Annotated in this window: 17 protein-coding genes; 4 read left to right on the forward strand and 13 right to left on the reverse strand. The window is 42.6% G+C overall.

Translation table 11 applies throughout. From position 1 onward, the window contains the following. Positions 1-30: 30 nt before the first annotated feature. Together KQP93_RS19030 and arfA are read right to left on the reverse strand one after the other, a co-directional pair. Positions 31-3195: a glycosyl hydrolase family 18 protein gene (locus KQP93_RS19030; protein WP_217877387.1), complete on the reverse strand. Its 3165-nt coding sequence runs from the start codon at positions 3193-3195 to the stop codon at positions 31-33. A 464-nt stretch (positions 3196-3659) separates the two neighbouring features. Beyond that, positions 3660-3851: an alternative ribosome rescue factor ArfA gene (gene arfA / locus KQP93_RS19035; protein ID WP_054563243.1), complete on the reverse strand. Its 192-nt coding sequence runs from the start codon at positions 3849-3851 to the stop codon at positions 3660-3662. A 234-nt stretch (positions 3852-4085) separates the two neighbouring features. Here arfA and KQP93_RS19040 point away from each other — a divergent pair, with 234 nt between their 5' ends. Beyond that, positions 4086-5978, forward strand: a complete 1893-nt coding sequence (locus KQP93_RS19040) for a monovalent cation:proton antiporter-2 (CPA2) family protein (RefSeq protein WP_217877388.1) — start codon at positions 4086-4088, stop codon at positions 5976-5978. Positions 5979-6843: 865 nt separating this feature from the next. On the opposite strand, the gene KQP93_RS19045 is transcribed toward KQP93_RS19040, so the two are convergent. The 5 genes from KQP93_RS19045 to KQP93_RS19065 form a co-directional block, all read right to left on the reverse strand. Continuing rightward, positions 6844-7317: an RES family NAD+ phosphorylase gene (locus tag KQP93_RS19045; RefSeq protein ID WP_217877389.1), complete on the reverse strand. Its 474-nt coding sequence runs from the start codon at positions 7315-7317 to the stop codon at positions 6844-6846. Next, entirely contained in the window at positions 7317-7751 is a 435-nt protein-coding gene (parS, locus tag KQP93_RS19050; protein ID WP_217877390.1) for a type II RES/Xre toxin-antitoxin system antitoxin, read from the reverse strand. Before parS ends, KQP93_RS19045 begins: the two co-directional genes overlap by 1 nt. Before the next feature lie 118 nt (positions 7752-7869). Then, positions 7870-10413, reverse strand: coding sequence for a TonB-dependent receptor plug domain-containing protein (locus KQP93_RS19055; protein ID WP_217877391.1), 2544 nt, complete (start codon positions 10411-10413; stop codon positions 7870-7872). Between the two features lie 315 nt (positions 10414-10728). Beyond that, the gene (locus KQP93_RS19060; protein ID WP_054563239.1) at positions 10729-11379 is read right to left on the reverse strand and encodes a UPF0149 family protein; all 651 of its coding nucleotides are present in this window, start codon (positions 11377-11379) and stop codon (positions 10729-10731) included. 82 nt (positions 11380-11461) lie between these two features. Next, positions 11462-12421, reverse strand: a complete 960-nt coding sequence (locus KQP93_RS19065; RefSeq protein WP_217877392.1) for a sensor histidine kinase — start codon at positions 12419-12421, stop codon at positions 11462-11464. Positions 12422-12516: 95 nt separating this feature from the next. On the opposite strand from KQP93_RS19065, the gene KQP93_RS19070 reads away from it, so the two are divergent. Together KQP93_RS19070 and hemH are read left to right on the forward strand one after the other, a co-directional pair. Beyond that, a complete protein-coding gene (locus tag KQP93_RS19070; protein ID WP_217877393.1) occupies positions 12517-13824 on the forward strand; it encodes an HD domain-containing phosphohydrolase in 1308 nt (435 codons plus the stop codon). A 78-nt stretch (positions 13825-13902) separates the two neighbouring features. After that, positions 13903-14925 carry a ferrochelatase gene (gene hemH, locus KQP93_RS19075; protein ID WP_217877394.1) on the forward strand — a complete coding sequence of 341 codons (1023 nt, stop codon included), beginning with the start codon at positions 13903-13905 and terminating at the stop codon, positions 14923-14925. Positions 14926-14985: 60 nt separating this feature from the next. Here the strand turns inward: hemH and KQP93_RS19080 are convergent, their stop codons facing one another. Both KQP93_RS19080 and KQP93_RS19085 read right to left on the reverse strand, forming a co-directional pair. Next, positions 14986-16134, reverse strand: coding sequence for a benzoate/H(+) symporter BenE family transporter (locus KQP93_RS19080; protein ID WP_175083103.1), 1149 nt, complete (start codon positions 16132-16134; stop codon positions 14986-14988). Positions 16135-16276: 142 nt separating this feature from the next. Then, a complete protein-coding gene (locus KQP93_RS19085) occupies positions 16277-17224 on the reverse strand; it encodes an ATP-grasp domain-containing protein (RefSeq protein WP_217877395.1) in 948 nt (315 codons plus the stop codon). A 195-nt stretch (positions 17225-17419) separates the two neighbouring features. Between KQP93_RS19085 and KQP93_RS19090 the strand changes: the two genes are divergently transcribed. Next, on the forward strand, positions 17420-17956 hold the full coding sequence (locus KQP93_RS19090) for a hypothetical protein (protein ID WP_130167432.1): 537 nt from the start codon (positions 17420-17422) through the stop codon (positions 17954-17956). Positions 17957-18502: 546 nt separating this feature from the next. Here KQP93_RS19090 and KQP93_RS19095 read toward each other — a convergent pair. Genes KQP93_RS19095 through KQP93_RS19110 form a run of 4 tightly spaced genes read right to left on the reverse strand, consistent with a single transcriptional unit; the run spans position 18503 to position 25222 of the window. Next, on the reverse strand, positions 18503-19696 hold the full coding sequence (locus KQP93_RS19095; protein WP_217877396.1) for an alkaline phosphatase family protein: 1194 nt from the start codon (positions 19694-19696) through the stop codon (positions 18503-18505). Positions 19697-19708: 12 nt separating this feature from the next. Continuing rightward, complete coding sequence (locus KQP93_RS19100) at positions 19709-21466, reverse strand: hypothetical protein (RefSeq protein WP_217877397.1); 1758 nt, start codon at positions 21464-21466, stop codon at positions 19709-19711. A gap of 17 nt (positions 21467-21483) precedes the next feature. After that, positions 21484-23799 carry a PEGA domain-containing protein gene (locus KQP93_RS19105; RefSeq protein ID WP_217877398.1) on the reverse strand — a complete coding sequence of 772 codons (2316 nt, stop codon included), beginning with the start codon at positions 23797-23799 and terminating at the stop codon, positions 21484-21486. 10 nt (positions 23800-23809) lie between these two features. Beyond that, on the reverse strand, positions 23810-25222 hold the full coding sequence (locus KQP93_RS19110; RefSeq protein ID WP_254907780.1) for a glycerophosphodiester phosphodiesterase: 1413 nt from the start codon (positions 25220-25222) through the stop codon (positions 23810-23812). Positions 25223-25274 lie beyond the last annotated feature (52 nt).

Genomic DNA, 25274 nt, shown 5'->3' on the forward strand with positions numbered 1-25274 from the left:
CGGAGCAAAGTCCTTGCTCCGCTTAGTTGGTTAAAGCGTGCAACTCACCGTCCAGTCAGCCGATGTGCCTGGCTCTGTGCTCGTCCACCACTTTGCTTCGTAAATCACGTTGTTATGATTCATTAGGTCGCCGCCAACAGCATGGCTTGGGTTACCAGCCCAGTCAGTTTTCGGCCAATTTGGATATACAGGGATGCTTGCTACATCAACGCCGTTACAGTTTTCATCGCCACCCGTATCACCACCAGTGTCACCGCCAGTATCACCACTGCCTGCAGTGCCATCTGGTAGCATTGGGTATTCGTATTTGAAGGCGTAGGTTTTGCCATTTTTCTCAATAGTGAAATTAGTTGGCCCCGTAATTGGCATGTAGTACATAACTTGTGCCTCAACGGTTTCACCTGTGTTAAATGACTTTTCGATACCGCCCCACTCGTTCACTAAGGTGATTGAAAAACGATGGAATTCATTTTCAAAACCGCCGATATTATCGCCAGCCGCATTTGAGCCATTCGCTTCAACAGCCATGCCGAGTTTCTCTTGTGCATTCCAATTCGATTTAAAAATTGCAGAGGTAGAAACGGGCACATCAAAGCTGATTTTCGCGCCGCTTAAGTCGATATCTGAGTTATTGGTGAATGCGAATGTAGGTGAAATTGGATAGTTATCATCACCAATTGGGAAATCTTCCACAGTAAAGCTTACGTCAACAGCTTCGCTTGGCAGGGTGAAATCGACATTGCCTTGATGAGTGTTGTAAGCCACACCACTTTGGTTAAATTTATCGTAAGCAAGTGTGGTTAAGCTTGAGCCCATGAAGTACTCACCTTTCGCTGAGTCATAATCATAGTCACCGGCAAGCTCCCAGAACATGATGCCACCAAGACCATTGTTGATAACATAATCAACTTTGGTTGCCATTGATTGCTCATCTTCAATTGATAAGAAAACCTTTTTCTCTGCATTCCAAAGCCATGGAGCAACCGCTACATCATCGTAGAAACGTGTATAAGTGCCCGTTAATACATCATCTGCATCGGTTTCTGGCGTTAGGCCATAGATTTCAAGGTAAGAAGGGTTAATGCCATTTTCGAGATTTTTCGCATGCCATAATGGGTTTGAACCTGCTGGCATTTCTTCACCAACATCGTTCTTATCGTGCCATAGGTTATCTATGCCAAGAGCGCCATTACCACATTGGTTTTTCTCTCCAACACCAGTCCCTTTAGCACATTTTGATTGATCTGGCAGCGCTGCTTGACCCCATAAACCATTAGTCCCACCCGACACATCTTTAAAGCCACGAGTGTAATATGGAATACCAATATTGATTCGACCTGCAGAGACAGCACCACGGAAGTAACGTACAGCCCAATCCGTATTTAAGTAGCCAATTCCTTCAAACTCTGCGGTGGTATAAACGCCCCATTGCGCTAATTCAGAATCAAGACCGGTATCAAACAAGGCTGCGTTGTGGCCTACATGTGAATTCCATGCACCATGTAAGTCATAAGACATAATGTTAACGTAATCGAGATACTTCACGCTTTGGAATGTTTCCATGCCACGTAATAAGTAACCTGAAGATGGCGAAGCAATCGTTAACAAATAATGCTTACCTGCCTTTTCACCTGCAATATCAAGTTCTTCACGTAGCTTTTTCATCAATACACGATACGAGGCATTAAGACCTGCGCGACGTGCATTAGAGATAGGGAAATCATCAGGGTGGCCTGAGTCGTTCATTGACGATGGGTATTCGTAATCAATATCGACACCATCAAAGCCGTAGGTTTCAATAAATTCAACGGCACTTTTCGCAAAGGCCTCAATCCCCGCTTGGTTCACAGAGCCATCGGCATTGGTTGTCATCGTGTAGAAACCACTGCTATTTACGCGAGTACCGTCTTCACCAAAATAACCACCGGTTTCAGCCCAGCCACCTACAGAGATTAAGGTTTTGACATCTGGGTGTTGTTTTTTGAATTTATTGAGTAAGTTAAAGTGACCTGTATAACTAAAACTTGGATCCATTTCAGCGCCTGTAACGCCCGGCCAAGTCATATTTGTCGCTGGGTTGCCAGCTGCATTTGGATCACCAATCGAGACCTTGTTATTGCCATCAACATGCGCAAAGGCATAGTTAATATGGGTGATCTTATCCCAAGGAATATCGTTAACTAAGTAGCTTGGCTGACCATTGGCGCCATTTCGCCAACTCGTAAAATAACCAATAACTCGGCGTGGATGATCGGCACCCATTTTCTCGCGGCCATTTTCATCATATACGCTACAGTATGGGGTATTCACACCCGGTGTTTGGTATAAGCCTTGTGGTTTACAATCGCTACCTGGTTCTGTTGCTTCAACAACATTAACAACTTTGCTTTGTGTATCCGTCGCGCCTTCGTTATCGGTCACAGTTAAGGTAAATGAAAATTGCCCAAGTGCAGGTGCTTGCCACGTATAACTTGAAGAAGCGGCACTTGCTTGATGAACTTCAGTGCTGTTTTCAGTTAGCGATAACGCAGTCACTTGGCCATCGCTATCAGTGCCAGAAAGCGCAAACACCACACTGTCACCCACCGTTACTTGTGATGGCAGTGAGCTAAATTCAATGCTTGCCACCGGCGCTTGGTTAACCGGCTCAACGTCATCAGACACACTCACTGAATGTGCAACCGCTGTAGAGGTTAGCCCTAAATCATCCGTTGCGACCGCACTGATCACATGGCTGCCTTGCGTTGCTTGCCAGCTTGCTGAGTAAGGTGTGCTTGTCACAACACCCAACGATGTACCATCAACAAAAAACTCAACACTTGCCACGCTACCATCAGTGTCAGCAGCGACAGCGCTTATGACAACGCTGTCACTAGTGGTAAATAAAGAAGCCTCTGCGGGTGTTAAGCTGCTAATTTGAGGTGCTTGATTTTCATTGACAACGCTGTCACAAACACCCAATAAACGCCACTCTTGATCGACACCAGAAGTCTCCACAGGGTTGGTTTGCGTCCACCACTTGGCTTCATAAGCGCTACCTTGTGCCTGAACCTGATCACCACCAACATGTGTTTGCCCTTGTTGCCACACTTCTAAGTTGCTGCAATCAATCGCAGCCTGTGCTGTAAAGCCGTATAAACCTAGTGACAGCGCACTCAGTTTAAAGGCATTTTTTATTAATTTATGCGAGCTCATTCGCTCCCTCCGCCCAAAGTTTCAATAACATTTATTTTACAAATTCAACTTTAAAGTAACACAAAGCGCTATTACGTCAAGCTTGAATTTACCTACAAAGGGTAAAATAAACACACTTTTTGATGTGTGACTTAGTTAAAATCACTAAAAAAGAATTAATTATTTTTATCAAAAAGCAAAAACGTGAATGATTCTACTGAGTAAAAATGAACATAAAATTAACAATAATTTAACCATGGAAAGCATGGCACTTCTGGCTTGTATAAAAAACAAACAGCGCTTGTGTAAGGGTAGGCGAAAATAATTATCGTATCGATTATGGGTATATAACGAATAAATTAGTTTTCAGGTAAAAATTTCTATAAAAATGGAGTGAAAATTATTCTTAACACGAATTTTAGTCATAAAAAAAGCAAACACTCAGTGTTTGCTTTTCACAAAAATCCTATTTGATCACAACTTAATTAAGCAGCGATTAAATAGGACTCTCGTCCTGCATGTTTTGCCTTACGTTGATATGCACCTTTACCTTTTTTAGGTTTCTCTACTTTTGCTGTGAACAGCTTAGATGTCACCATTGCGGCGTACACATTATCGTTAATTACACCACGACCTGTATCAACTTGGCCTTGTGTACGTTGTTTCTTTTTGCTCATTTTTTGCTCCTATTTAAAGTGTTGCGAGTATATACCTACCTAAGCGCTACGCAAGCGATTTTTAAGAAAAAAAAGATGATTTTTTCCCCTTATTTTGTCTTAAGTACTTTTACTAAACACCATGCCTTGTTGTCATTTTCCTGACTAAATTCGTATTTTGATTGCATTCACTACCTAACTGCTGGCAAAACTAGCGAAAACAACCATAGTTAATTAAAAACAAACAGGATTACGATGACTGACTTTCTCTTAATCGCCTATATATTCCTCATTGCAGGCATTATTGCCGTGCCTATTGCCAGCAAGTTTGGGCTTGGTTCAGTGCTTGGCTACTTACTCGCAGGTATTGTTATTGGGCCAACACTGACATTTTTAAATGTTGATGTAATTGCCATCCAGCATTTTGCTGAGTTTGGTGTGGTAATGATGCTGTTTATTGTTGGCTTAGAGCTTGAACCCAAAGCGCTTTGGTCAATGCGAAAACAACTTCTTGGCCTTGGTGGCGGACAGGTGGTTTTATCAGCTGCCGCTTTTACTGGTATTGGTTTAGCATTTGGTCATGCTTGGCAAACAGCACTTACAATAGGCTTAATTTTATCGCTTTCTTCGACCGCGATTGTACTGCAAACGCTTTCAGAGCGCGGGCTATTAAAATCAGATGGTGGCCAAGCCTCATTTAGCGTACTACTCACCCAAGATATAGCCGTTATTCCTATGCTTGCGTTTATTCCTTTGCTTGCTTTACCTGAATTAGCGCCCGCCATTGCAGATACAGCCAATGCAAGCGAAGACGGTCATGGTAGTTTAAGTTTGGTAGCAAACCTTGAGAGCTGGCAAGCAGCGCTAGTTACTTTGGGTATGATAGCGCTCGTCGTTTTTGGTGGTAACTACTTAACCGCACCGATTTTTAGATTTGTTGCACAAGCACGGCTTCGTGAGCTCTTCACCGCAACTGCTTTATTTTTTGTTATTGGTATCGCTTTAATGATGTCGTTAGTTGGCTTATCCCCTGCGCTTGGCACCTTTTTAGCGGGTGTTGTGCTTGCAAATTCACCATACAAACATGAGCTCGAAAGTAATATCGATCCCTTTAAAGGGCTATTACTTGGATTATTCTTTATCACCGTTGGCGCAAGTATCAATTTTCAATTACTCGCAGATAACCTAGCCACCATCGTGATACTAACCGGCGCACTGATTGTAACTAAAGCAGTTGTGCTATTAATTTTAGGACGTATTTTTGGCCTTAGAGGCGCCGCACTTTGGTTGCTAGCACTAGGGCTTGCACAAGCTGGTGAGTTTGGTTTTGTACTACTTGCTTACAGTGTGTCTAATAATGTTTTAGCCGCAGCCGTTGCCGACCAACTATTACTGGTTGTGACCTTATCCATGCTGCTTTCGCCAGGGTTATTTATTCTCTATCAACGTGTGATAGCACCGCGCTTTATTTGTGAGCAAGCAGGAAAAGAAACAGAAGAGTTCCCTGATGATAGCCATGTAGTCATTGCAGGCTCTGGCAGAATGGGAGGGCTGGTTGACCGTATTTTACAAGCTGGCGGCTATAAAACCACCGTGATTGACTACAACTACAAGCAACTCGAAGCCCTTGAGCGTGTTGGTATTCGTAACTTTTTTGGTGATGCCACTCGACCAGACTTACTCAGTGCTGCAGGCATTGAAGATGCAAAACTGCTGGTTGTTGCGCTTGATGATGCCGAACAAATAACTAAATTAGTTCGTTATGCGATGCAAAATTACCCGCATTTACATGTGGTTGCCCGCGCTGTAGACCGCCATCACGTATACGATTTATGGGCTTACGGCTGTCGAGATATTATTCGCGAAACCTACGACAGCACCATGCGCATGGGCCGTTCATCATTTGAAGCACTTGGTATTGAACGAGAAAAAGCCCAAGAAATGGTCGATATTTTCAGTGAGTTTGATAAAGAAATGCTACGAGAAGCTGCCGATGTCTACGAAATCGGCGTGCCATTCGAAGAAAACCATGCCTATATCGAACGAATCAATAAGATATTCGAAGAAAAAGAACCCGAAATAAAACAACAAATGCGCGAGATATGCGAGCGAGTTAAAAGTAACGAGGGGCGAGGCTCTAGGCTCTAGGCTCTAGGCTCTAGGCTCTAGGCTCTAGGTTCGAGGTTCGAGGTTCGAGGTTCGAGGTTCGAGAATAAACGCGATGTAAAATCGCTGCTACAAACTCGTATCTCGTTTCTCGTAACTTACCGAAATATAAAAGTATTAGATAATGTAATAAGGAGTATTACAGCATGGAAACGCTTAATAAAAAGGAAAAGCTGTTAACCATTTTGTTCGGGTTGGCAGCGATTTTTAATTTAACTCTCGGTATATATTTTCTTAAATCACAAAGTCTAGACTGGATAGAGTTTATTAGTTGCTTAGCAATTTCACTTTTGCTTTTAACATGCAGTTTGAATCCAAAGTTATTCTTTAAACCGCTAAAAAAATTATTTTCACCACACTTCTCTTTGGAACCAATAATTAATTCAACTATCTATTTCTCAATTATAGTTGCAGGTTGGATTTTGTTATTTGGAAGCATTCTACTAGACAGATTTTGGAGGGTTTAAATACAGGTGGATATCCTAATACGAGATACGAGGTGCGAGAGTAAACGCGATATAAAATCGCTGCTACAAATTTGATGTCGTTCGTAGGAATGGCTTTAGCCATGAACTCTTAAACACCAATCAAATGTAAAACGATTAGACGTAGGCGTGAAACTTGTTTCGCGCGCATGCATAACGCCTACGTAGCAGCGGCTTTATGCCGCGACGTTGGTGAGGTTCGAGAGAAACGCGATGTAAAATCGCTGCTACAAACTCGTATATCGCATCTCGTGTCTCGCTAAATTAAGATCATTCCCGGCTAAAGCCAGTCCTACGGGCTTTCTCCTCGCATCTCGTACCTCGAAACTCGCAAACTTTCCCCTTTCCCCTCGCTAACTAATTCAAAGCTTTACAGCCAATCGATTTGGATAGAAAAAGTCTTTGCTATCAATGCATTTTATTTTGCTTATGTCTGTGTGCAATGGGTTAATTAAATAATTGTATTCATCGGGGCATAAGCTTGAAGGAACTTGAAGAACGGCTGCATCCATCGATGCTAGCCAATCAGAACCTAACGCCTGCGTCTGTGTAATGTAGGGGTGGTCATCCCATGCTTTTGGAAGTTCGCTAGATACTAGCCTAATAATCTTAAGATCATCAGGGATTTGAATCGTTGTGATACTCAGGTTTGTACTTAAAATATCCGTTGTGTCATTCACTAATCGCTCAAGCATTGCTAAAGAGCGTGAGCTTGCCGTATACACAATAGGTTTACCAACAAAATGCCATCGCCCCTGTGCATACAAACCACCCTGCCCAGATAACGCGTTTGCCAGATCATTATGTATTTTGGGTGCTATTCGATAGCAAATCATTAAGCGGTAAACCCGTACTCAAGCCCTAGTATCACGCGCTTAATAAGCTCACGACCTCGAATAGTGTGGATCACCGACTTTGGTTCTTGATTAGCAAATTGAATATTAGGGGTGCCTAGCCATTCGTTCCAGCGTTTAACATCACCAAAATAAGCAATGCCTTGTGACGAAATACGTGCAATCTCTAACGCATTTTCGCTCAGTTTAGCACTTAAACGTTTTCGGTCTTTACTGTAGCGCTCAAGTGTACGGGTCGTTGTGCCAATGGAGGTTGCTAAAATGTTGGCATCCCAATTCAGCTCTTTAGCGAGTAATTTAATTGCACTGACAGTTACACCTTGTGTTGCAACATTAATCTCATCAATCGTATTAGAATGAATTGTTACCCTACCATCAGTAACAACACCTAAATAATCAGTTTCTACAGCATTCATTTTACACCTCGTCGAATTCGACACTTGTCATTTATTATAGTGACAAGTGTCGCATACTACAATTAAACAAAAAAATAGCGCCGTCAGGCGCTATTTAAGTTTCATATCAACTTAGGAATTAAAAACTAAAACTTAATTTTGCATAGTAGGTCATACCATCAAAACCATAAGGTAGTGCTCGAACAGGGTATTTGAATGCTTTATTCGTAATAAAATCAAGCACTTCATCTTCGCCTAGCTCGTCTGGCGTTACATCAAAGATATTATCAATACCCGCTGATAGCATGAGTTCGTCAGTTAGCTGATAGCCCACGTTAACATCCACTAATACCGCTGATTCTACCGTGCTTGTGTCTTTAAACTCACCGGTAGGTGATAGCTCATCAGGTAAACCAATGTGGTCATTACCAAAGTATTTAACGTCTGTTTCACCATAGTAGTTAAAGCGTAGCATGCTGTTGAAATCGCCACGATCGTATTCAAACGTTAGCGTAGCACGCTCACCTGGTTGACCGTCTGTTAAGAAACTACGTTGTAAATCATCAAGGGCGATTGATTCAGGAATACCCTCAGGTGCATTTACATCATCAATTTCAGTTTCGTTAATGTTACCCGCAAAGGTTACTGAGAAATTACCGTCGTACAAATCGGTGCGGTACGAAGCAATAATATCAACCCCTTTAGTGGTTGAATCAACTGAGTTTGAGAAGTAGTTGGCTTGCTGTGCCCCTGTTGCATTAAGCGCGGCCACGGCCTCGGCACTAAACGAAACATCGTCCGCCGACATTAAGCTGCCAAGGGTAATTCTGTCTTTAATAGCAACATGGTAAAAATCAACGGTTAGCGATAAATCGCTCGTTACGTTATAAACAAAACCTGCACTTAAGTTTTCTGAGCTTTCAAGGCCAAGGCTATCGACGCCAAGTGCTGACGGAAAATCAGAGCCCGCTGTTGCTGTGAATGATTGCAATAACACGCCACCAGCACCTAAGTTTGTGGTGTAAGCAGTGTACGCACTTTGTTGCAGCGATGGTGCTCTAAAGCCAGATGAAATCGCACCACGCACAGCAAAGTCATCGGTAATTTCATAGCGCGTTGCGAGCTTACCAATGATGTCATCACCAGCATCAGAGAAGTCTTCATAACGAAGCGCTGTACTTACTTGCCAAGCGTCCGTGATCAGCGTTTCGGCATTCACATAAAATGCATAGCTGTGACGGCTCTCTTTGTTTGACGCTTCAGGGCGTAAACCGTTATAAGCTTGGAAACCACACTCAGCGAATACGCTGCTGTCGTTTACCGCAGGGTATGAGCTATCTGAATTAGCTAAACCACATGCATAAGAGGCTTCTTCGCCCGGCACGATTTCATAATTTTCTTTACGGTATTCAGCACCCACAGATACATATAAAGGCTCGCTACGACCAATATCAACAATACCATTAAGGTCTGCATTCACAGTTGTTTGATCAAATCTAAAGCCACCTGAGTAGCCGCCATTAGGGCCTGCATTGGCAGCAATATCAGCATCGCTTGCATCAGGGTTATTCGCTACATATTCAGCAGCATACGACGCATTTAGCGTGTTTTTTGACGTGAAGTCATAGCTATTTTCACCATATACGGCAGATACGTCATAGCTCCAATCTGGATTTAACTCTCCGCGCAAACCAAGTGAAAACGAAATATCTTCGGCTTCGTTATCGATACGAGGTAAAAAGCCATCGCCATATACTTGCACCACGTTCTTCGCTGCTTGGTCAAAGTTACGGTAAAAACCATTACCTAGCGCAGTACGGTTTGAGTATCCACCAAATGAGTAAAGCTCGGTCTCACCTATAGGTAACGCCATGTTATAAAATACAGAGGTAAATTCGCTATCAGCATTCCCCTGTCCCCAACGAACTTCGTCAGAGAGTGTGCCTGCAGGTACATCAACTGAGCCACCAGTATCACGCTCTGCGCGGTTGGTGCCATCAGCATCACGGTATTCTAAAGAAAAGTTAATGAAGCCGCCTTCATCACCTAAATCAAAGCCACGGTTTAACCCCATTGAAATAGTGTCACCATCACCTTCACCCGTGCTACCTGCTTGCACATACCCCGTTGTGACACCGGTTGAATCGTTTAACGATAAGTTGATAACACCGGCAATCGCATCTGAGCCATACTGCGCAGCAGCACCATCACGAAGTACTTCAACGCCTTTTAACGCAGTAAGCGGAATCGCGTTCATATCGGTACCTGCTGCACCGGCACCTACAGTACCATTCAAGCCAAAAATAGATTGGTTATGACGGCGTTTACCATTAATAAGCACTAATGTTTGGTCTGGCTGTAAACCACGAAGAGTCGCAGGTCTAAATAAGTCAGAGCCATCTGACACTTGCGTACGAGAAAAGTTAAAAGAAGGAGCCGTCGCTTGCAGACTTTGGCCCAGTTCAGTGAAACCACCTTTGTTTAAGTCGTCAGCATCAATCAAATCAACCGGCGATGTTGATTCGGTAGCCGTACGATTGGCAACCCGCGAGCCTAATACAGAGATTTGTTCGATGTTTTTATCTGCTGTTACAGCAGATGCTTGCTCTGCTGCCTGCACTGAAGTCGCAGAAACAGCCACACTAACCGCAACGGCCAGCATACTTAAAGAATGTGTTGTCATGTGTATCCTGTTGATATTCCGGCTTTCCTTAAAACAAAAAGACGCCCCTTTTGGAGAAATTAAGAAAAGCACTAAGCACGTGTTGTTGATTTTAGAAATCACGATTTTGAAAGCTAACTCAAGCCTGCGAGTTAACTCTTGCAAAACATCCTATCAACAAATCCACAAAATGAAAGAAAAATCAGGTACGACTTAGGTATAAATATTTCCATTTGTAGTATTAATGGAATTTTTAAGGTTGGAATTATTCGTTTTTCAGTAGAAATAAGCAAAATAATGCAACTATCAGCTTATCTCTACTGAGAAGGGAAATGTTTACTGATCTTGCTCAAGCATTGCCAGCTTTTCATCTTCAAGCATTAACGCCATGGTGGCAATTTCAGATAAGCTCTCGTCTAGCGCATTAAAGAAGGTGACAAACCCTTCGCCTAGTTTTTCTGGTTCAGGATGATTTGCCAGCGCCTGATCCCACATAGCAAAGGTGGTAAGTAAATCGAGGGTTGCTTCAAAATTATCAATAAACAACTGGCCATCTTCGCTTTCGTTTTCTTGCTGCGAATCAGCCTTGAGTAAAAATTGTAAGTCACTGTGCCAAATATCTTGGTTAACAATATACGCTGCAATATAACCACTACAAAAGTCTTGTAGTGCTTGGCTTGGTTCATTACTGTTAACTTCATTTGGGTATAATTCGGCTAAGATTTTCTTTTGTTCAACTTGAGCTTCGGTTACGTTATCGAGCAGCTCAATCATTGCATCGCGCGGCTCAGAATCTGTCATTAAAGTGTTGAATACCGCTTCATCATTATCGGCTATATAATTTGCTAACTCTGACTCACCAAAAAACTCTGAGCAGGCTAACAAACCAGACATATAGCCAATCACTTGATCTAAACTAACTTGATTAGTTTCGCTTTGACTAGCGAGGTAATTTTTAAATACATCCGAACTTTGTTGGTTAAGCATATTGAGCCTTTACATGTTGTTTTGGTCAGGGTGTATTCCTACCCTAGCGAATTCACAAATTTTTGCAACAACTGAAATATTGTCAGCTAGTTACAGTTTTCCTTACCTGACTTTGTACCGGAAACACACAACTGATACGTGTGCCCATTCCTTCTGTACTTTGAATATCAATACACCCTTGGTGTTCATGCACTATGGCATACACCATGGTCATACCCATTCCAGTGCCTTCACCAACAGGTTTTGTGGTGTAAAAGGGATCATATATTTTCGCAATGGTTTCTTCTGACATACCGGCGCCATTGTCTTCTACATCGATATAAATATGCTGTTCAAGCTCATACACTGCGACAGATATTTCAGCTTTTGCGCCTAAGCTATTACACGCTTGCTTGGCATTAATCAAAACATTAACGATTACTTGGCTTATTGCGGGTAAGTTACACCAACTTTGTGAAATAGGGCTGTATTGGGTTTGTAAATTACAATCACGTAATTGATTTGCTAATAGTTTAACAGCACTTTTTACCGCCTCCGTCATATCGGCAAATTGCTTGTCGTGACCTTTAGGCCGCGAAAAATCCAGTAAATTAGCCACAATTTTGCTGATCCTTTGTAGCCCTTGTGAGGTGTCGCTTATTAGTTCAGGTAAATCATCTGCCACAAAGCGAAACGAATGTACTTTATTAAGCTCTGTTAACTGCTTACAAAACGCAGCCTTATCGGTATCACTACAGGCAAATTCATCACATACTGCAAGTAGCTCGCTAAAGTAATTACAGTAATTTTTTAAACAATCAACATTACTAATGCTATAGGCAAGTGGGTTATTTATTTCATGGGCAACCCCAGCGCAAAGAGTGCCCAAAGTGGCCATTTTTTCGGCTTGAATGAACATAGTTTGGTGATGCTCTAAGTCAGCAATTTTTTGCTCAAGCTCACTGTTTAATGCCACTAGAATACGGCTTTTGTCTGCGAGCAATTGTTCAGCTTCTTCTCTGGCCGCTTTTTCTAACAAATAGGCTTGCTTAAAGTCATCCATATTCGTCTCAAACTCTGTTTGTCTCTTTTAAAACCTAGCACAAGGCTTGATTTAAGGCTATGTTATTGATTAACGATGACTCATAGTAAAACGGTATGGCAGAACAAGTTAGCAAACAACATATTCAGGTTTTATGCATCGATGATGACGAAATCGTGCTGCGCACATTGTTACGCTTATTAGCTGCGAGCAACATCACTGCAAAAGCCTGCTCAGATCCACTTGAAGGGCTAAAGATTTTGGCTACTTACAGCTTCGATGTGATCATTTGCGACATGCGAATGCCAAATATGGATGGAGCCGACTTCTTTGCGCAAGCACTTAATATTGACCCAGAACCACACCGGATTTTGCTAACTGGTTATTCAGATATCGACAACACCATTGCCGCAGTTAATAAAGGTAAAATTCATGCCTATATTCAAAAGCCTTGGCAGAACGAGTTACTGCTTCGCAATGTTAGCGATGGTATAGAAAAAACCTCATTAAAGCGCCAAAACAAGCAGTTAGAGCAAAAAATAAAAGCGCAAAACAGCCAGTTAAAAGAGCTAAACAACAACCTTGAGCAAATGGTAGAAAAGCGCACTCTACAAATTCGAAAAGTGCTCAAACAGCTCGAAGAAGTCAATGAGCGTGAAAAACACGAGCACCGTACTACCTTCGAAATTTTATATAACTTCATAAACGCTAACCCCTACCTAGATGGTAACCAAGCGCAAAATATCGCCACAACTTGTAAGCAACTAGCTCAAAGCCTTGGCTTAGAAAAACACCGAATTGAAAGAGCAGAAATAACAGGTTATCTTGCACAAATTGGCTTACTCGCCATGGAGCCTGAGCTTTATAAAAAGCCAACAAGAGAACTAACCGAAAACCAAAAAAAGCTTTTTTACACACACCCAAGTACCGCTCAATTGATGCTCATGCCAGCGACCCATTTACATGATGTGTCTGAGGCTATTTATTACCAATTCGAACATTACAATGGGACAGGCCAACCTAAAGGCTTAAAAGGAAAAGAAATTCCAATAAAAGCTATGATATTAGCGGTAGCGAGAGATTTTTGGCTAGCGGTTGAACAATTCAAAAGCACAGACGAAAGTGATTTCGAAAGAGCACGTGATCAACTACAGCTATATAGCGGAACCTATTATCACCCTAAAATTTTAGAATCCCTTAACAACATAGAAATTAAGTGTGCTAGCGATCAAAAAGTCGGCACCATGAAAATTATCTCGGCTCAAGATCTTAAAAACGGCATGGTACTTGGGCATGCATTAAGAAGCTACGACGGTATCTTGTTATTACCTAAAGGACATGTATTTGGCACAAAATCGATTGCAAAACTGCAGCAGCTTGAAGCAAGAAAACCGAATCCTTTCAGGATCATGATCAAAAATTAGCGAATAAAGTGATCACATAGTCAGCTTACTTCGTTACAATGTGATTTATATTACGATTACTTCATATAGGAGCACTCAGTGTCGCGATTTTCCGCCATTACCGATAAGCCTCATGACGGCCGATTCAACAAAAAAACGGGCATTTTACTGACTAACTTAGGGAGCCCAGACGCCCCTACTACCGCGGCACTTAGAACTTATTTACGCGAGTTTTTATCAGACCCTCGAATTGTCGAGATCCCACGTTTTATTTGGATGATCATCCTTTATTGCTTTGTACTTACGTTACGCCCAAAACGCTCAGCGGCACTTTATAAAAGCATCTGGACTGAAAACGGCTCACCGCTCACACATATTACCCGCGAGCAAAGCAAAAAACTGGCAGCCCTTTTAAAGGACAAAGGACACCACGACACTGAAGTGGTTATGGCCATGCGTTACGGTAATCCTTCAATTGAAGCTGGCCTTGAAGAGCTGCGCGAAAAAGGCATCACTCGCGTGATTGTGCTGCCAATGTACCCGCAATATTCAAGCACCACGATTGGTTCGACGTTTGATGCTGTATCGAATGTTCTTCGTAAGTGGCGCTGGGTGCCAGAGCTGCACTTTATTAATGGTTATCACGACAATCCGACTTACATTGATGCCCTAGCTGCTAGCATTAGCGAAGATCTAAATGCCCATGGCACGCCGCAAAAGTTGGTGTTTTCATACCATGGTACACCTAAACTGTTTTTAGAAAACGGCGACCCTTACTATTGTTTTTGTATGCAAACCACCCGTTTAGTGGCAGAGAAACTTGGCTTTGAGAAAGACTTTGCGGTAACAACTTTCCAAAGCCGTTTTGGTAAAGCTGAATGGTTGAAGCCATACACAGACGCAACCCTTGAAAGCTATCCTGCTGAAGGTATCAAAGACGTTGCAATTCTAAGCCCTGCATTTAGTGCCGACTGTTTAGAAACGTTAGAAGAACTCGAAGGCGAAAATCGTGAAATTTTTGAACACGCAGGCGGTGAAAAGTACCGCTACATTCCTGCATTGAATACCCGCGATGACCATGTCAATGCGATGTTTGAAGTAATAAAACCATTTCTTAAATAACAAAAGGCCCTAGTTATTATATACAGTAACTAGGGCATTTTTTAATATAGAAACCTGACATTAATCTTTACGTGTCATAACCAAGGTCACCGTGCCAGCAACAATCCCCCAAAACGCAGAACCGACCGAGAATAAAGTTAGGTTTGAAGCTGTGACTAAAAAGGTCACGATAGCGGCTTCGGTATAATACGCCTCAGTTAATGCTTGCTGTAAACTACTCGCAATAGTGGCAAATAGCGCAATACCTGCCAACGCCAAAATCAATGCCTGTGGCAAGCTTGCTACCAAACCGACCAAGGTTGCCGCAAGGAGCGCCATAATAATGTAAAAAACACCACCAGCAATGCTTGCCCAATAACGTTTACTTGGGTCTTTATCTGCCTCAGGGCTCATACAAATGGCAGCCGTTATAGCCGCTAGGTTAATGGCATAGCCACCAAATGGTGCAATAAATACATTTAATAGTCCGGTTACATTTAGCGCTGCCGATACAGGGGCTTTGTATTGGTGCGCCTTTAAAACAGCAATACCCGGTAAGTTTTGTGACGTCATGGTCACAATAAACAGCGGCAAACCAACACTTATCATAGCGTTCAAGTCAAACTCAGGCGCAATATAAGCAAACTCGCTCATTTTCCACTGCCAGCTAGAAGTATCAATTTGCCCTGTTACACCTGCCATTAAAAATCCCGCCACAACCACTGCGAGCATAGCAAAGCGTGGAAAATAACGCTTGCCACATAAATAAACAGCCACCATTAACCCAATCACTAAAGGCAGCTCATTCATAAAGTTGAACACATCAATACCAAAATTCACCAGCACGCCTGCAAGCATGGCACAGGCCAATTGGCTTGGAATTTTGTTCATCATTTTTTCGAACACGCCGGTAATACCAGACAAAAACACCAGCGCCGCCGAAAACATAAACGCGCCAACAGCTTGGTTCAAGCTATACCCTTGGGCACTTGAAATAAGGAGTGCCGCTCCGGTTGTTGACCACGCGATAAGAATGGGTACTTTGTAGTAATAAGACAACGCAATCGAACTGACACCCATCGCAAGACCAAGCATTAACACCCAACTGGCAACCAAATCAGGTGTGCCACCTAACACCATAACAACCTGATAAATAAGCGCGATTGAACTGGTAAAGCCAATAATAACGGCCACTAACCCCGCGGTTGCTCGACTGATGAGCTGACTCATGTACACACACTCCATGGCAATTAAAAATCTACCATATCCTATGATTTGCCAGATAGCACTGTACACTTTTGTAGTATTTTAAGATTTATTTACTATACAGATGAAACAAAAAAGGCGTGTTATAAATACGCCTTTTGAAAGTTTAAACGGCCTCTAAACAAGGCTCTTCGACAACTTTTGGCTTATCAAAAATGCCTAAACGAATGCGAATGAAGTGCAAAATCTCTTTGGCTACATCAATACCCAACGCCCCTTCTAAGCCTTCAAAGCCTGGGCTTGAGTTTGCTTCGCAAATTTTAAAGTGCTGCTCATCAAACAATAAGTCAATGCCCGCCACATCAAGGTTGAGTACGTTCGCAGTTTGGGTTGCAAGCCATTCGATTTCTGGCGTGATAGGAAATGACTTACCTGTACCGCCAGCACTGACATTAGCTTTAAAGTTTTTACCCTGTGAGTTACGTTCCATACACGCAACAGCACGGCCACCGATTGTAAGTACTCGCAAATCACGACCATGACTCGACTTAACAAACTGCTGTAAAATGATGTTTGCTAGCGGGTTTGCCGCTTCAATCAGCTGCATTAAGTCATCAAACTCTTCTTTTGATTTTGATAAGAACACGCCACTGCCCTGCGAGCCCGATAACGTTTTAATAACCACAGGAAAGCCAATTTGCATTTCAACCAAATCAATATTCACCGGAAACTTAACCAACATGGTATTCGGCGTTGGTAAATTACATTCAGCAAGAATTTGCTGTGCAAACAGTTTGTCTTTTACTGTTTCGATTGATTGCGAGCTATTGACACAGTAAACGCCTAAGCGCTCAAGGTGGCGGATAATCGCCAGCGCAAAATAGGTTGTACTTGCACCCATGCGAGGAATAACAAAGTCTGGTAGTTCAACAGATTGACCATCAATCAAGATACTTTTACCGTCTTCACGAGTAATAGTTAGATCAAATTGATCTGGCGAGTAAACTTGTAAATCTATGCCCTCTTCTTTGGCAGCAGCAAGTAAACGTTCTACTTCATAGGTTTCTTGCTTTAACAAGCCTTGGCTATCTTTATAAATGATCCACCCGCGCATGGTCGGTACCTCTAGTCTTGGAGTTTCGGTGACAAAAAAACGCGGATTATGCTCAGCATTCAGAGCCGAGTAAAACAAATTAATTTTATCGACACGATAATAAAAAGCACTGCTTAGTGATTAACTATTGACCGAGTTGTTAACTTGAGGTAAAAACTAACAATGAGTTAACATAAAAACCCGTAAGAGAAACATGTGAACAGGACGCTTGCATTAATCTTCATTCTGCCACTTACAGCATTTGCACTGAATGAGTGGCATATTCAAAGTGATGGTTTTAAAACAAAACCAAGCACACAGCAGTTTGTTGCCTCTTACAAAGCAGAAGCCGACCAAATAGCCCCACAGCCCATTGTGAACTTAACTGCGCCGCTTAATCAGCTATCTAATCATGCGCACGATTACCTATACAAACAAGGCCGTTTGCCTGACCAATTAGCAAACACCGCATTCAGCGAATTTGATTTAGACACCCTTAAAACCCTGCAACCTGGCGATCACTTTATTTTAGTGATCGACGAATACCTTAGTTACACCGTAGAAATTAGTAACATCATCGAAGCCAGCAATGGCGATAGAAGTGTATTTGGCAAGGTCAATGATCATGCTAAAGCAGGCCATCAAGCCGTGATGACCCTCACAGAAAACACCCTACAAGGCCAATTTGACGCCGGTAAGCAAAGCTACAAGTTTCAAAGCCATGGTGAATACGGGTGGGTAACGAAGTTGTAGTTACGAGCTACGAGTTGCTAGCTTCAAGGGGAAAGGGGAAAGTTAGCGAGTTTCGAGATACGAGGTACGAGATACGAGGGTAAAGTAACGAGGTGCGAGATGCGAGGTGCGAGTCTGTAGTAGCGATTTTACATCGCGTCCTAGAAGCTAAATCCTAGCACCAATTGTTTCCCCGTAGGACTGGCTTTAGCCGGGAATGGTTTGAGTAAGTGACGAGGAACGAGTTTCGAGTCTGAAGCAGCCATTTTACATCGCGTCCTAAGGCCTAGTACCTAGCGCCCAGCTCCTAGAACCGAATGTCTTAATTCGTAGGCGTGAAACTTGTTTCGCGCGTCTGAAAGCTGAAGGCTGACCACTCTCATTTATGTTTGATTCTATTCGGCACTAAAGTACCTCCTACAATTGAAATCAAACTCGTAGCAGCGATTTTACATCGCGTCCTAGCGCCTAGAACCTAGTGCCTAGCTCCTTTCCCCTTTCCCCTTTCCCCTTTCCCCTTTCCCCAAGCAACTTTCCCCTTGCAACTTTCCCCTAGCTAATTCACACCTACTCCTCAATCGCGGGCCATAAACTTGCGCCGTCGCTATCGATTGGGCTTAAAATCTCAAGGCCTAGAATTTTGGCTATCAGTGGGTACACATCTAAATTACTTACTTCGTCTAAACGTAGGCCTTGTTTAAAGGCGGGGCCAGTGGCGATAAAGGTTGCGGCCATATCTTCGCTATAAGCGTAACCATGAGTGCCTAAATAGCCGGCCATTTTACTGTCGGTAAACACCCGAGGCGCGTCGGTTTGTAAAATAATATCGCCAACGCGTGGGCCTTTATCATAGTGATAATCACGCTTTTGCTGCTCGCTTAGCACGATATAACGACCATCAGCGGCTTTAGCGAGCTTTTTACTGAATCCGCTGATGTCTGCTTTGCTATCTGGTTTTGCATAATATAAAACCCGAGGCCCGGTGTTTTGCACGATGAAGTTTTCGTCTTGTGGCAGGCTATCAATTTTAATGCTAAGGCTTGGATCTACAGAGGCCATACCGTGATCAGACACAATCACTAAGTTAATGTTTTGATCAAGCGCTTTTAAACGGTTCGATAAATCAGCCATTAAACTATCGAGCTTTTGCACTGCGTCATAAGTTTCTTTGGCATCAGGGCCAAACTCATGCCCCATGCTATCAACCAACGAAAAATAACTTATCACTAAGCGCGGGCGCTGTGCTTTTGGTAGGCTCAACCACTGAATAATTTGATCAACACGCTTTTGGTAATCACTGTGTTTTGAATAATGATAAAAGTAATCAGGCAACATGCCGTTAAAGCGCGCATCTGATTCAGGCCAAAAATAGGTAGCGGCTTTTAAGCCTTGCATTTGTGCAAGGTTCCAAAGCGGAATACCATTCACCCAAGTGCTATCGTCTTTCCCTTTACCCATTTTGTAGCAGTCGTTACGCTCAGTATCACAAAAGCGGTTCTCGACAATGCCATGATTAACAGGCAATAACCCGGTAATAATCGACAAATGATTCGGGAAGGTTTTAGTCGGATAAACAGGGCGCATTTTGCTTGCTCTCACGCCCTGCTCACTGATTGCTTTTAAATGTTTTGCATGGTGTTTTTCAATGTAATCCCAACGAAACCCATCTATCGAAATAAGTACCACAGATTGCTCTTGCTCTGCTTTTACTAGTGAGCTGAACGCTAATAAACCCGCTAATACTAATTGCCAAATACGCATGCGAAACCCTTTTTAGTTCAATTTGTTAATTTGCTCAGAAACTTTACCAAACTGTTTTGAAAATTTTGTGATCATGCTTTCTAGCTTTTTCACACTACGTTTTAAACGTGAGCCGTTTATTTGGCTATAAATAAAGCCCCAAACGCCTGTAACCACACTTAACACAATAAACACAGCAACCGGAAGCCCATCTAAATGCTCAACCACTTGCGGGTAATTATTGAGTAAATCAATCCCAGCTTCTGGCACAAGTGTATTAACTAATGGGTAAAAATCTTGGGCATCAAAGTACCACGCTAGCCCAACTGACGTAAGACCAAGCAATACCATGCGGTTAAATCCATGCACCATACCAAAGTTTCTGACTGAAGAATTGTTGTACTTAATGTCTTTACTCACATTAACCGCATACTCACGGTAATAATCAGAGTAACGCTTTGTGTCTACACTGCTGTAGGCGTAATACACCCAATCACCAATATCAACAGAGCCCAGTAAATCTTCACCCGCTTTAAAAATAAACGGTTCACCTGATGCGGTTTCGAGCATGATTTCACCTTTTAAGGTGGTGCTACGATTACGATAAACCTCAACGCGCTCTTTAACGTCACTACCTACATACGTGCCACCTCGATAGGTAGTTGTGGTTTCTGTAGTGGTCACTGTTTGGCGGCTTTCATTAGCATGTGCGCTTTGCTCTTTTTCTAATACTTTACCAAGCACTGCACAATGACTAATGGTGCCTTTTTCGTTACGTGCCCAAACATTTTTATGCTCATAAGCGTTTTCATACGCAAGGCTATACTCATCCATAATGGCATGCTCAAGCTGGGCAATACTGGTTGGTTTTGTTTTACTAGGCTCTAACGCTTTTTGAATGCTAATGGCTTGCTCATCATCTTTTGCAAGTGATTGTTCTTTTTCAGCAATCGCTTCAACGTGTTGCTTAGCGCCACAGCAATAACAATGCGCAGCATCTTGGCTAATACGCTGCTGGCAAGAGATACAAATAACATCTGACTTACTCGGCGTTCTTGCCAGCATGTTATAACCCAATTGATTTAGGGTGGTCGATAGCATCACATCTGTTGCTGCTAAAATCGCATCATACTTTGCTTCTTGTTTGGCTTTAGCTTTTTTATGGTAGTTGTGCTCTGCCATAAATACCCCTATTGCCACAGGCAATGAAGCAAGTAGCGCAGGCAAAAACTCAAGCTTTGCAGCAAACAACATGATTAAGAATGTAATAACACTTAGCACCAGCCACAGTATGGTTCCGCCAGTGTAGTTTCGGCTAATGGTTTTGTCCCAGCTGCGATATTGTTGGTCGGCAAAATGCACAATCACAACTGGCATAAAGCGGTCATTTTTAACTACCCGCCTAGCATTGCCATCAGCAATGCGATAATTAAGCGTTAACGGTGTTTCTTGAAATGCGGTGATCACATTACCCTTTTGTAGGTTCGCAATCACATCTTTTTCTGCATCAACACTAAATTCATGAATAATGCCGTCTTTGTCTTCAACTTCTAACCACCAATAACCATATAGCATGTTGTCGTTATTGGTTTTATAGCGGCGCTTATAGTAATACATTGATTTCACAACGCCTGTGATCGTACTCGCTTGTGGCGCATAGTTTTTTACATCAACCAGCAAGTCAGGGCTGAGTTCTTCAACCGTGTGCATTTGTCTTTTTTGCTCAAGAGCTTCTCCACAATCACAACAGTGAAGATCGGTGGCATACACCGTATTTTGGCAATGTTGCATTTTCATTCCTTGCTTAATTAATTGCTTAAATCAATGGTTAATGTTTGTTCGCCAGCATCTACTTGGTGCCAACGTCGATACGTTTTATACCCAGGCGCCGACACTTGAATATCATAAGCGCCAGTTTTTAATGTCATGCCAGCGCGATATTTAGGGCCAATATTCATAATGCGAATAGTGGCGTTTGCCGGGTTTGTCGTAATGGTAAGTTTAGTTTTTTGCTCAACCAGATATTGTCTACGCTGTTGCTGCACATCACTTAAACTGGCATCGCCATGGCGCAAAATATCAAACTTAGCTAAAGCATGGCTCAGCGGGCTAAAGTTCTCGTAAATATGCAGCTTTTCTTCAAACTTTAAACCAAGAGGATGCAGCAGAGGCTGTGCATGCAAAGTCCAACGAATCGCATAACTAAACACCGGATTGCTCGACTCATCGACCTTGTCTAAAAAGTAGTTAACAGGGCTTTGGTCGTCTTCGGTGAAGGTGTTATGAATAAAGAGCACGGGCGCAATCAAAATCAGCGCTGGCATAATCAGCTTTTGCAAAACAGATACAGCAGTGGTTGGTTGCTTTTCTTGCTTTGGTTTAACCAATTGCCATAGTTTTAACGGCAGCTTGCTAAAGGTTAAGCAAATCAAAAACAGTGACAACGACATCGAAATAGGCGGAATAATCACCGAACGCAATGCTTGCTTACCGTACTCCGCATACTCGCCACCATCAGCAAATTTACCTTCTGAGCTATTGAGCATGGCTAGGTATTTGTCGGTGCGTTTTGCAATGTTTGGATCAAGCACTCTGTCTTTAAAGTTCTTTTTATTCCAATCGGCGCGAATGTTTTTTACGTATAAATCACCCATTCTGTCGGCAATTTTTGCTTGAATTTGTGGGTGTAGCTGAAACGCAACCCAGCTTAAGTTTGGCTTTAAACTCATGCCGCGTTTGCGCATTTCGCTTTGCCATTGTGCATTAGCTTCGCTGGTTACCTTATTGTCTACAGCATTAGCAAATGCTTGGCGTTGATTCACATTCCAGTTGCTTTCAAGCTGTAACCCTTTGCTGGCAAAATGGGTTCTAAGCTTCTTTTGAGTTGTTTCGTGAGCACGAAACGCCATTAAGTTTTCAATTGTAAATGGGTAGCTCGTTTCACTTACAAACATCTTATGAAAGTTTGGATGTTGTAAAAAACGCAGCTGATAGTGATCAGGGTCATCGGTGTATTTGTAGCGCTTATCTTTAAAGCCGCCATCGCCACCGGTTGCTAAACTAGCAGCTTGTAGTGCGGTATAAACACCACCAGTGAGCACCCCCATCAAAATCGTGCCAGCAGCATTTTCAGCAACCGAAACATCTTCTTCAATAAGCCAGTAATCAGGCTCAATGTAGCCAATACCCGCTTTTAAAATAGTGCTTCGGTAGTCTGCTGCTTCGCGTTCATAACAACGATTGCGACGGTCTTTTTCACTGCTTTTGTCATAACGCTCACGGCATTTGGCAATGCTGTGGTGGTAATCATAAATCTTCGGGCCATACTTTTGTGCGCGCGCTGACGCTTTTGCAATATGGGCTTTTTGCGCTTGTTGGTATTTGCTCCAGCCACTATTGATCTCTTGTTCAACTTGCTGCCAATAACCTTGCTCGCGCTCACCGATACTTGCCAAAGTGCTGTTGTACTTTTTACTGCCATCAGCATAAGCTTTGTATTTAACCACCAGCTCATCATATAACTGGCTGTAGTTTTTATAATGTTTATCAAAATCTTGATACGCTTTTTTCTGTACAAACGCAGCAATAATCTTTCGCTTATCTTGCTCTAGGTTGTCTGAAAGGGCGGCATCGCTATACAGTAAACCACCAAACAGCGCCAAAAAGGTCAGGTTTTCTGAGCTATGTAATTGCTCAGGGTTGTAATCAAGATCATTCACTTTAATTGAGTTAATCGCCAGTGCATCTCTAAGTGCTGCACTGTAGGTAGCAAACTGGCGCTGCTCTGCGGTTGAAGGCTCAATTAAAGTTTTTTCAATGGCATACTTTTGGCCAAAAAACACCACCGGCCAAACTAAGCACAATAAAGCGATAAACGAGATAATGCCACGGCCTACTTTGGCTACCATGGCTTTAGGTAGAAAGTCAGCTAACAGCAGTGCCACCCCCACCCCAGATACAGCTCGGCCATAAATTTCAAGGTGTTCAAGATCTTCTGCCGAAGGGGTACCTAAACCGACTAAAGAGACTAACTGGGCATTAAAAATTGCCTCGGGTAATAAATATAAAGTAGCTAAAACAAGTAGCAAACAGCGCCACCAAAACGGCTTTATTAAATCAGTCATAATTTTATTCTTATTGTTTTTTTCGCAGTTCTAGTTCAACAGCAGGATCTGTTTCTAGGCTAAAATCTTCATCGGCTTGGCGAGTCCCAATTTCTAAATTAGGTGCTGAAGGAGTCGATGTTACTTTTGGAATATAAGTTTTTTCTTGAGTTGATTTAAGGGTGCCGCCCACAGCTGGGTAAAGCTGATTCCCTTTATAAGCATGCAGCTCATCAAGGCGTTCTAAATCAAGATCTGCAGGCATGCTGGCAATCAACTTAGCGTCTGCTTGATCGCTAAAATACGGCTGCATTTTTGGTAATTCAAACACAGAACAAAAGCCATAAACCGTATCGTCCATAATCACAGAATCAGGGCGAAGAGAACGCGACTGCGCTAATAGGCTGCGCTCATGATAGTCGTGGCCGTTAATAGAATAAGTGGCAATCATAATACCGCGCGCTTTAGCAACCGGCTTTAAGCGTGCTGCACTTTGCTTGTAATGACGAATATCAAGCACATATCCAAAGTTACGTTTTAGCTGTTTTGCTAATTTATCGAGCTTAACTGGGCTGTCGTAACGTTTTTCACGATGGTAGCGATTACCAAGAGCTTGTAAGCTCTCAAGCTCTTCTTTGTTGCGCTCGTAAATTGGGTCGCTACCAGCGCCGCGTTTTAGGTCACTTGCTAACTTATTCATTGAGGCTTTTGCTGGTGACTGAATAAATGCCAAGTAAATATCTGGGTTAATATCGCGCATACGGGTCAGGTTGCGCATTTCTAAACTGCTGAAAAAGTAGTTACCACCGCCAACAAACTCATATGCTAAGTAATCCAGCATTTTTAAATCGTTAACTGAGGCCTTTGATTTTATTTCAATATTCAGTTTTTGATGAGGCTTACGATAGCGCGTAAATGTGGCAGCAAGTTCTCTAAATGAAGGTGGCATATCATCGGTAAGTAACCCGGTATCTTGATTACGATGACGTAAATAGCCCCACTCTTTTTTATAGCTCATCGACTCAATTTTGCGGCGCTTATTATCTACAGTGCCGGTTTCGCGACCTGTACGGGCATCATGATGCACAACCCATACATCGTCACGGGTAATTCGTACATCAATCTCAACAACGTCAAAGTTGTTGTCTATGGCATCAATTACCGCGTTAAGTGAGTTTTCTGCATAACGAATTGAGCCGCGATGGCTTTGCAAATTAAAGTTACTGCATTGCCTAGCAGAGGCGTAGTTGATATTACCAAGTTGGCTTTCATAAAACCCTCGTGCACGCAGAGCCTCATTCTTGGCCTTAATGGCATTTTTTTCGGCCACTGTTAAAGTGGTTTCAGCGCTTGGCTCTGGAGTGCTTTTACAAGCAGTTAAACCAATACAACACAGAAGAATACTGGCTAGGAGCCATGGTTTTTGAGACAAAGTTTGCATCATTGCTATTTAGCCAAAAGGCTTTCCTTTCTAATACAAGATAATGAAGAAGTGC

This window comes from Pseudoalteromonas shioyasakiensis (assembly GCF_019134595.1).
In the GTDB taxonomy this organism is placed as follows: Bacteria; Pseudomonadota; Gammaproteobacteria; order Enterobacterales; family Alteromonadaceae; genus Pseudoalteromonas; species Pseudoalteromonas shioyasakiensis_A.

Bases quoted from the DNA above. Each gene is read 5' to 3' on its own strand.
- KQP93_RS19085 (WP_217877395.1), bottom strand. From the start codon at position 17,224: ATGCGCGGGTGGATCATTTATAAAGATAGCCAAGGCTTGTTAAAGCAA.
- KQP93_RS19110 (WP_254907780.1), bottom strand. From the start codon at position 25,222: ATGATGCAAACTTTGTCTCAAAAACCATGGCTCCTAGCCAGTATTCTT.
- KQP93_RS19100 (WP_217877397.1), bottom strand. From the start codon at position 21,466: ATGCAACATTGCCAAAATACGGTGTATGCCACCGATCTTCACTGTTGT.
- KQP93_RS19095 (WP_217877396.1), bottom strand. From the start codon at position 19,696: ATGCGTATTTGGCAATTAGTATTAGCGGGTTTATTAGCGTTCAGCTCA.
- KQP93_RS19080 (WP_175083103.1), bottom strand. From the start codon at position 16,134: ATGAGTCAGCTCATCAGTCGAGCAACCGCGGGGTTAGTGGCCGTTATT.
- KQP93_RS19045 (WP_217877389.1), bottom strand. From the start codon at position 7,317: ATGATTTGCTATCGAATAGCACCCAAAATACATAATGATCTGGCAAAC.
- KQP93_RS19070 (WP_217877393.1), top strand. From the start codon at position 12,517: ATGGCAGAACAAGTTAGCAAACAACATATTCAGGTTTTATGCATCGAT.
- KQP93_RS19030 (WP_217877387.1), bottom strand. From the start codon at position 3,195: ATGAGCTCGCATAAATTAATAAAAAATGCCTTTAAACTGAGTGCGCTG.
- KQP93_RS19105 (WP_217877398.1), bottom strand. From the start codon at position 23,799: ATGACTGATTTAATAAAGCCGTTTTGGTGGCGCTGTTTGCTACTTGTT.
- KQP93_RS19060 (WP_054563239.1), bottom strand. From the start codon at position 11,379: ATGCTTAACCAACAAAGTTCGGATGTATTTAAAAATTACCTCGCTAGT.
- arfA (WP_054563243.1), bottom strand. From the start codon at position 3,851: ATGAGCAAAAAGAAACAACGTACACAAGGCCAAGTTGATACAGGTCGT.
- parS (WP_217877390.1), bottom strand. From the start codon at position 7,751: ATGAATGCTGTAGAAACTGATTATTTAGGTGTTGTTACTGATGGTAGG.
- KQP93_RS19040 (WP_217877388.1), top strand. From the start codon at position 4,086: ATGACTGACTTTCTCTTAATCGCCTATATATTCCTCATTGCAGGCATT.
- KQP93_RS19055 (WP_217877391.1), bottom strand. From the start codon at position 10,413: ATGACAACACATTCTTTAAGTATGCTGGCCGTTGCGGTTAGTGTGGCT.
- KQP93_RS19065 (WP_217877392.1), bottom strand. From the start codon at position 12,421: ATGGATGACTTTAAGCAAGCCTATTTGTTAGAAAAAGCGGCCAGAGAA.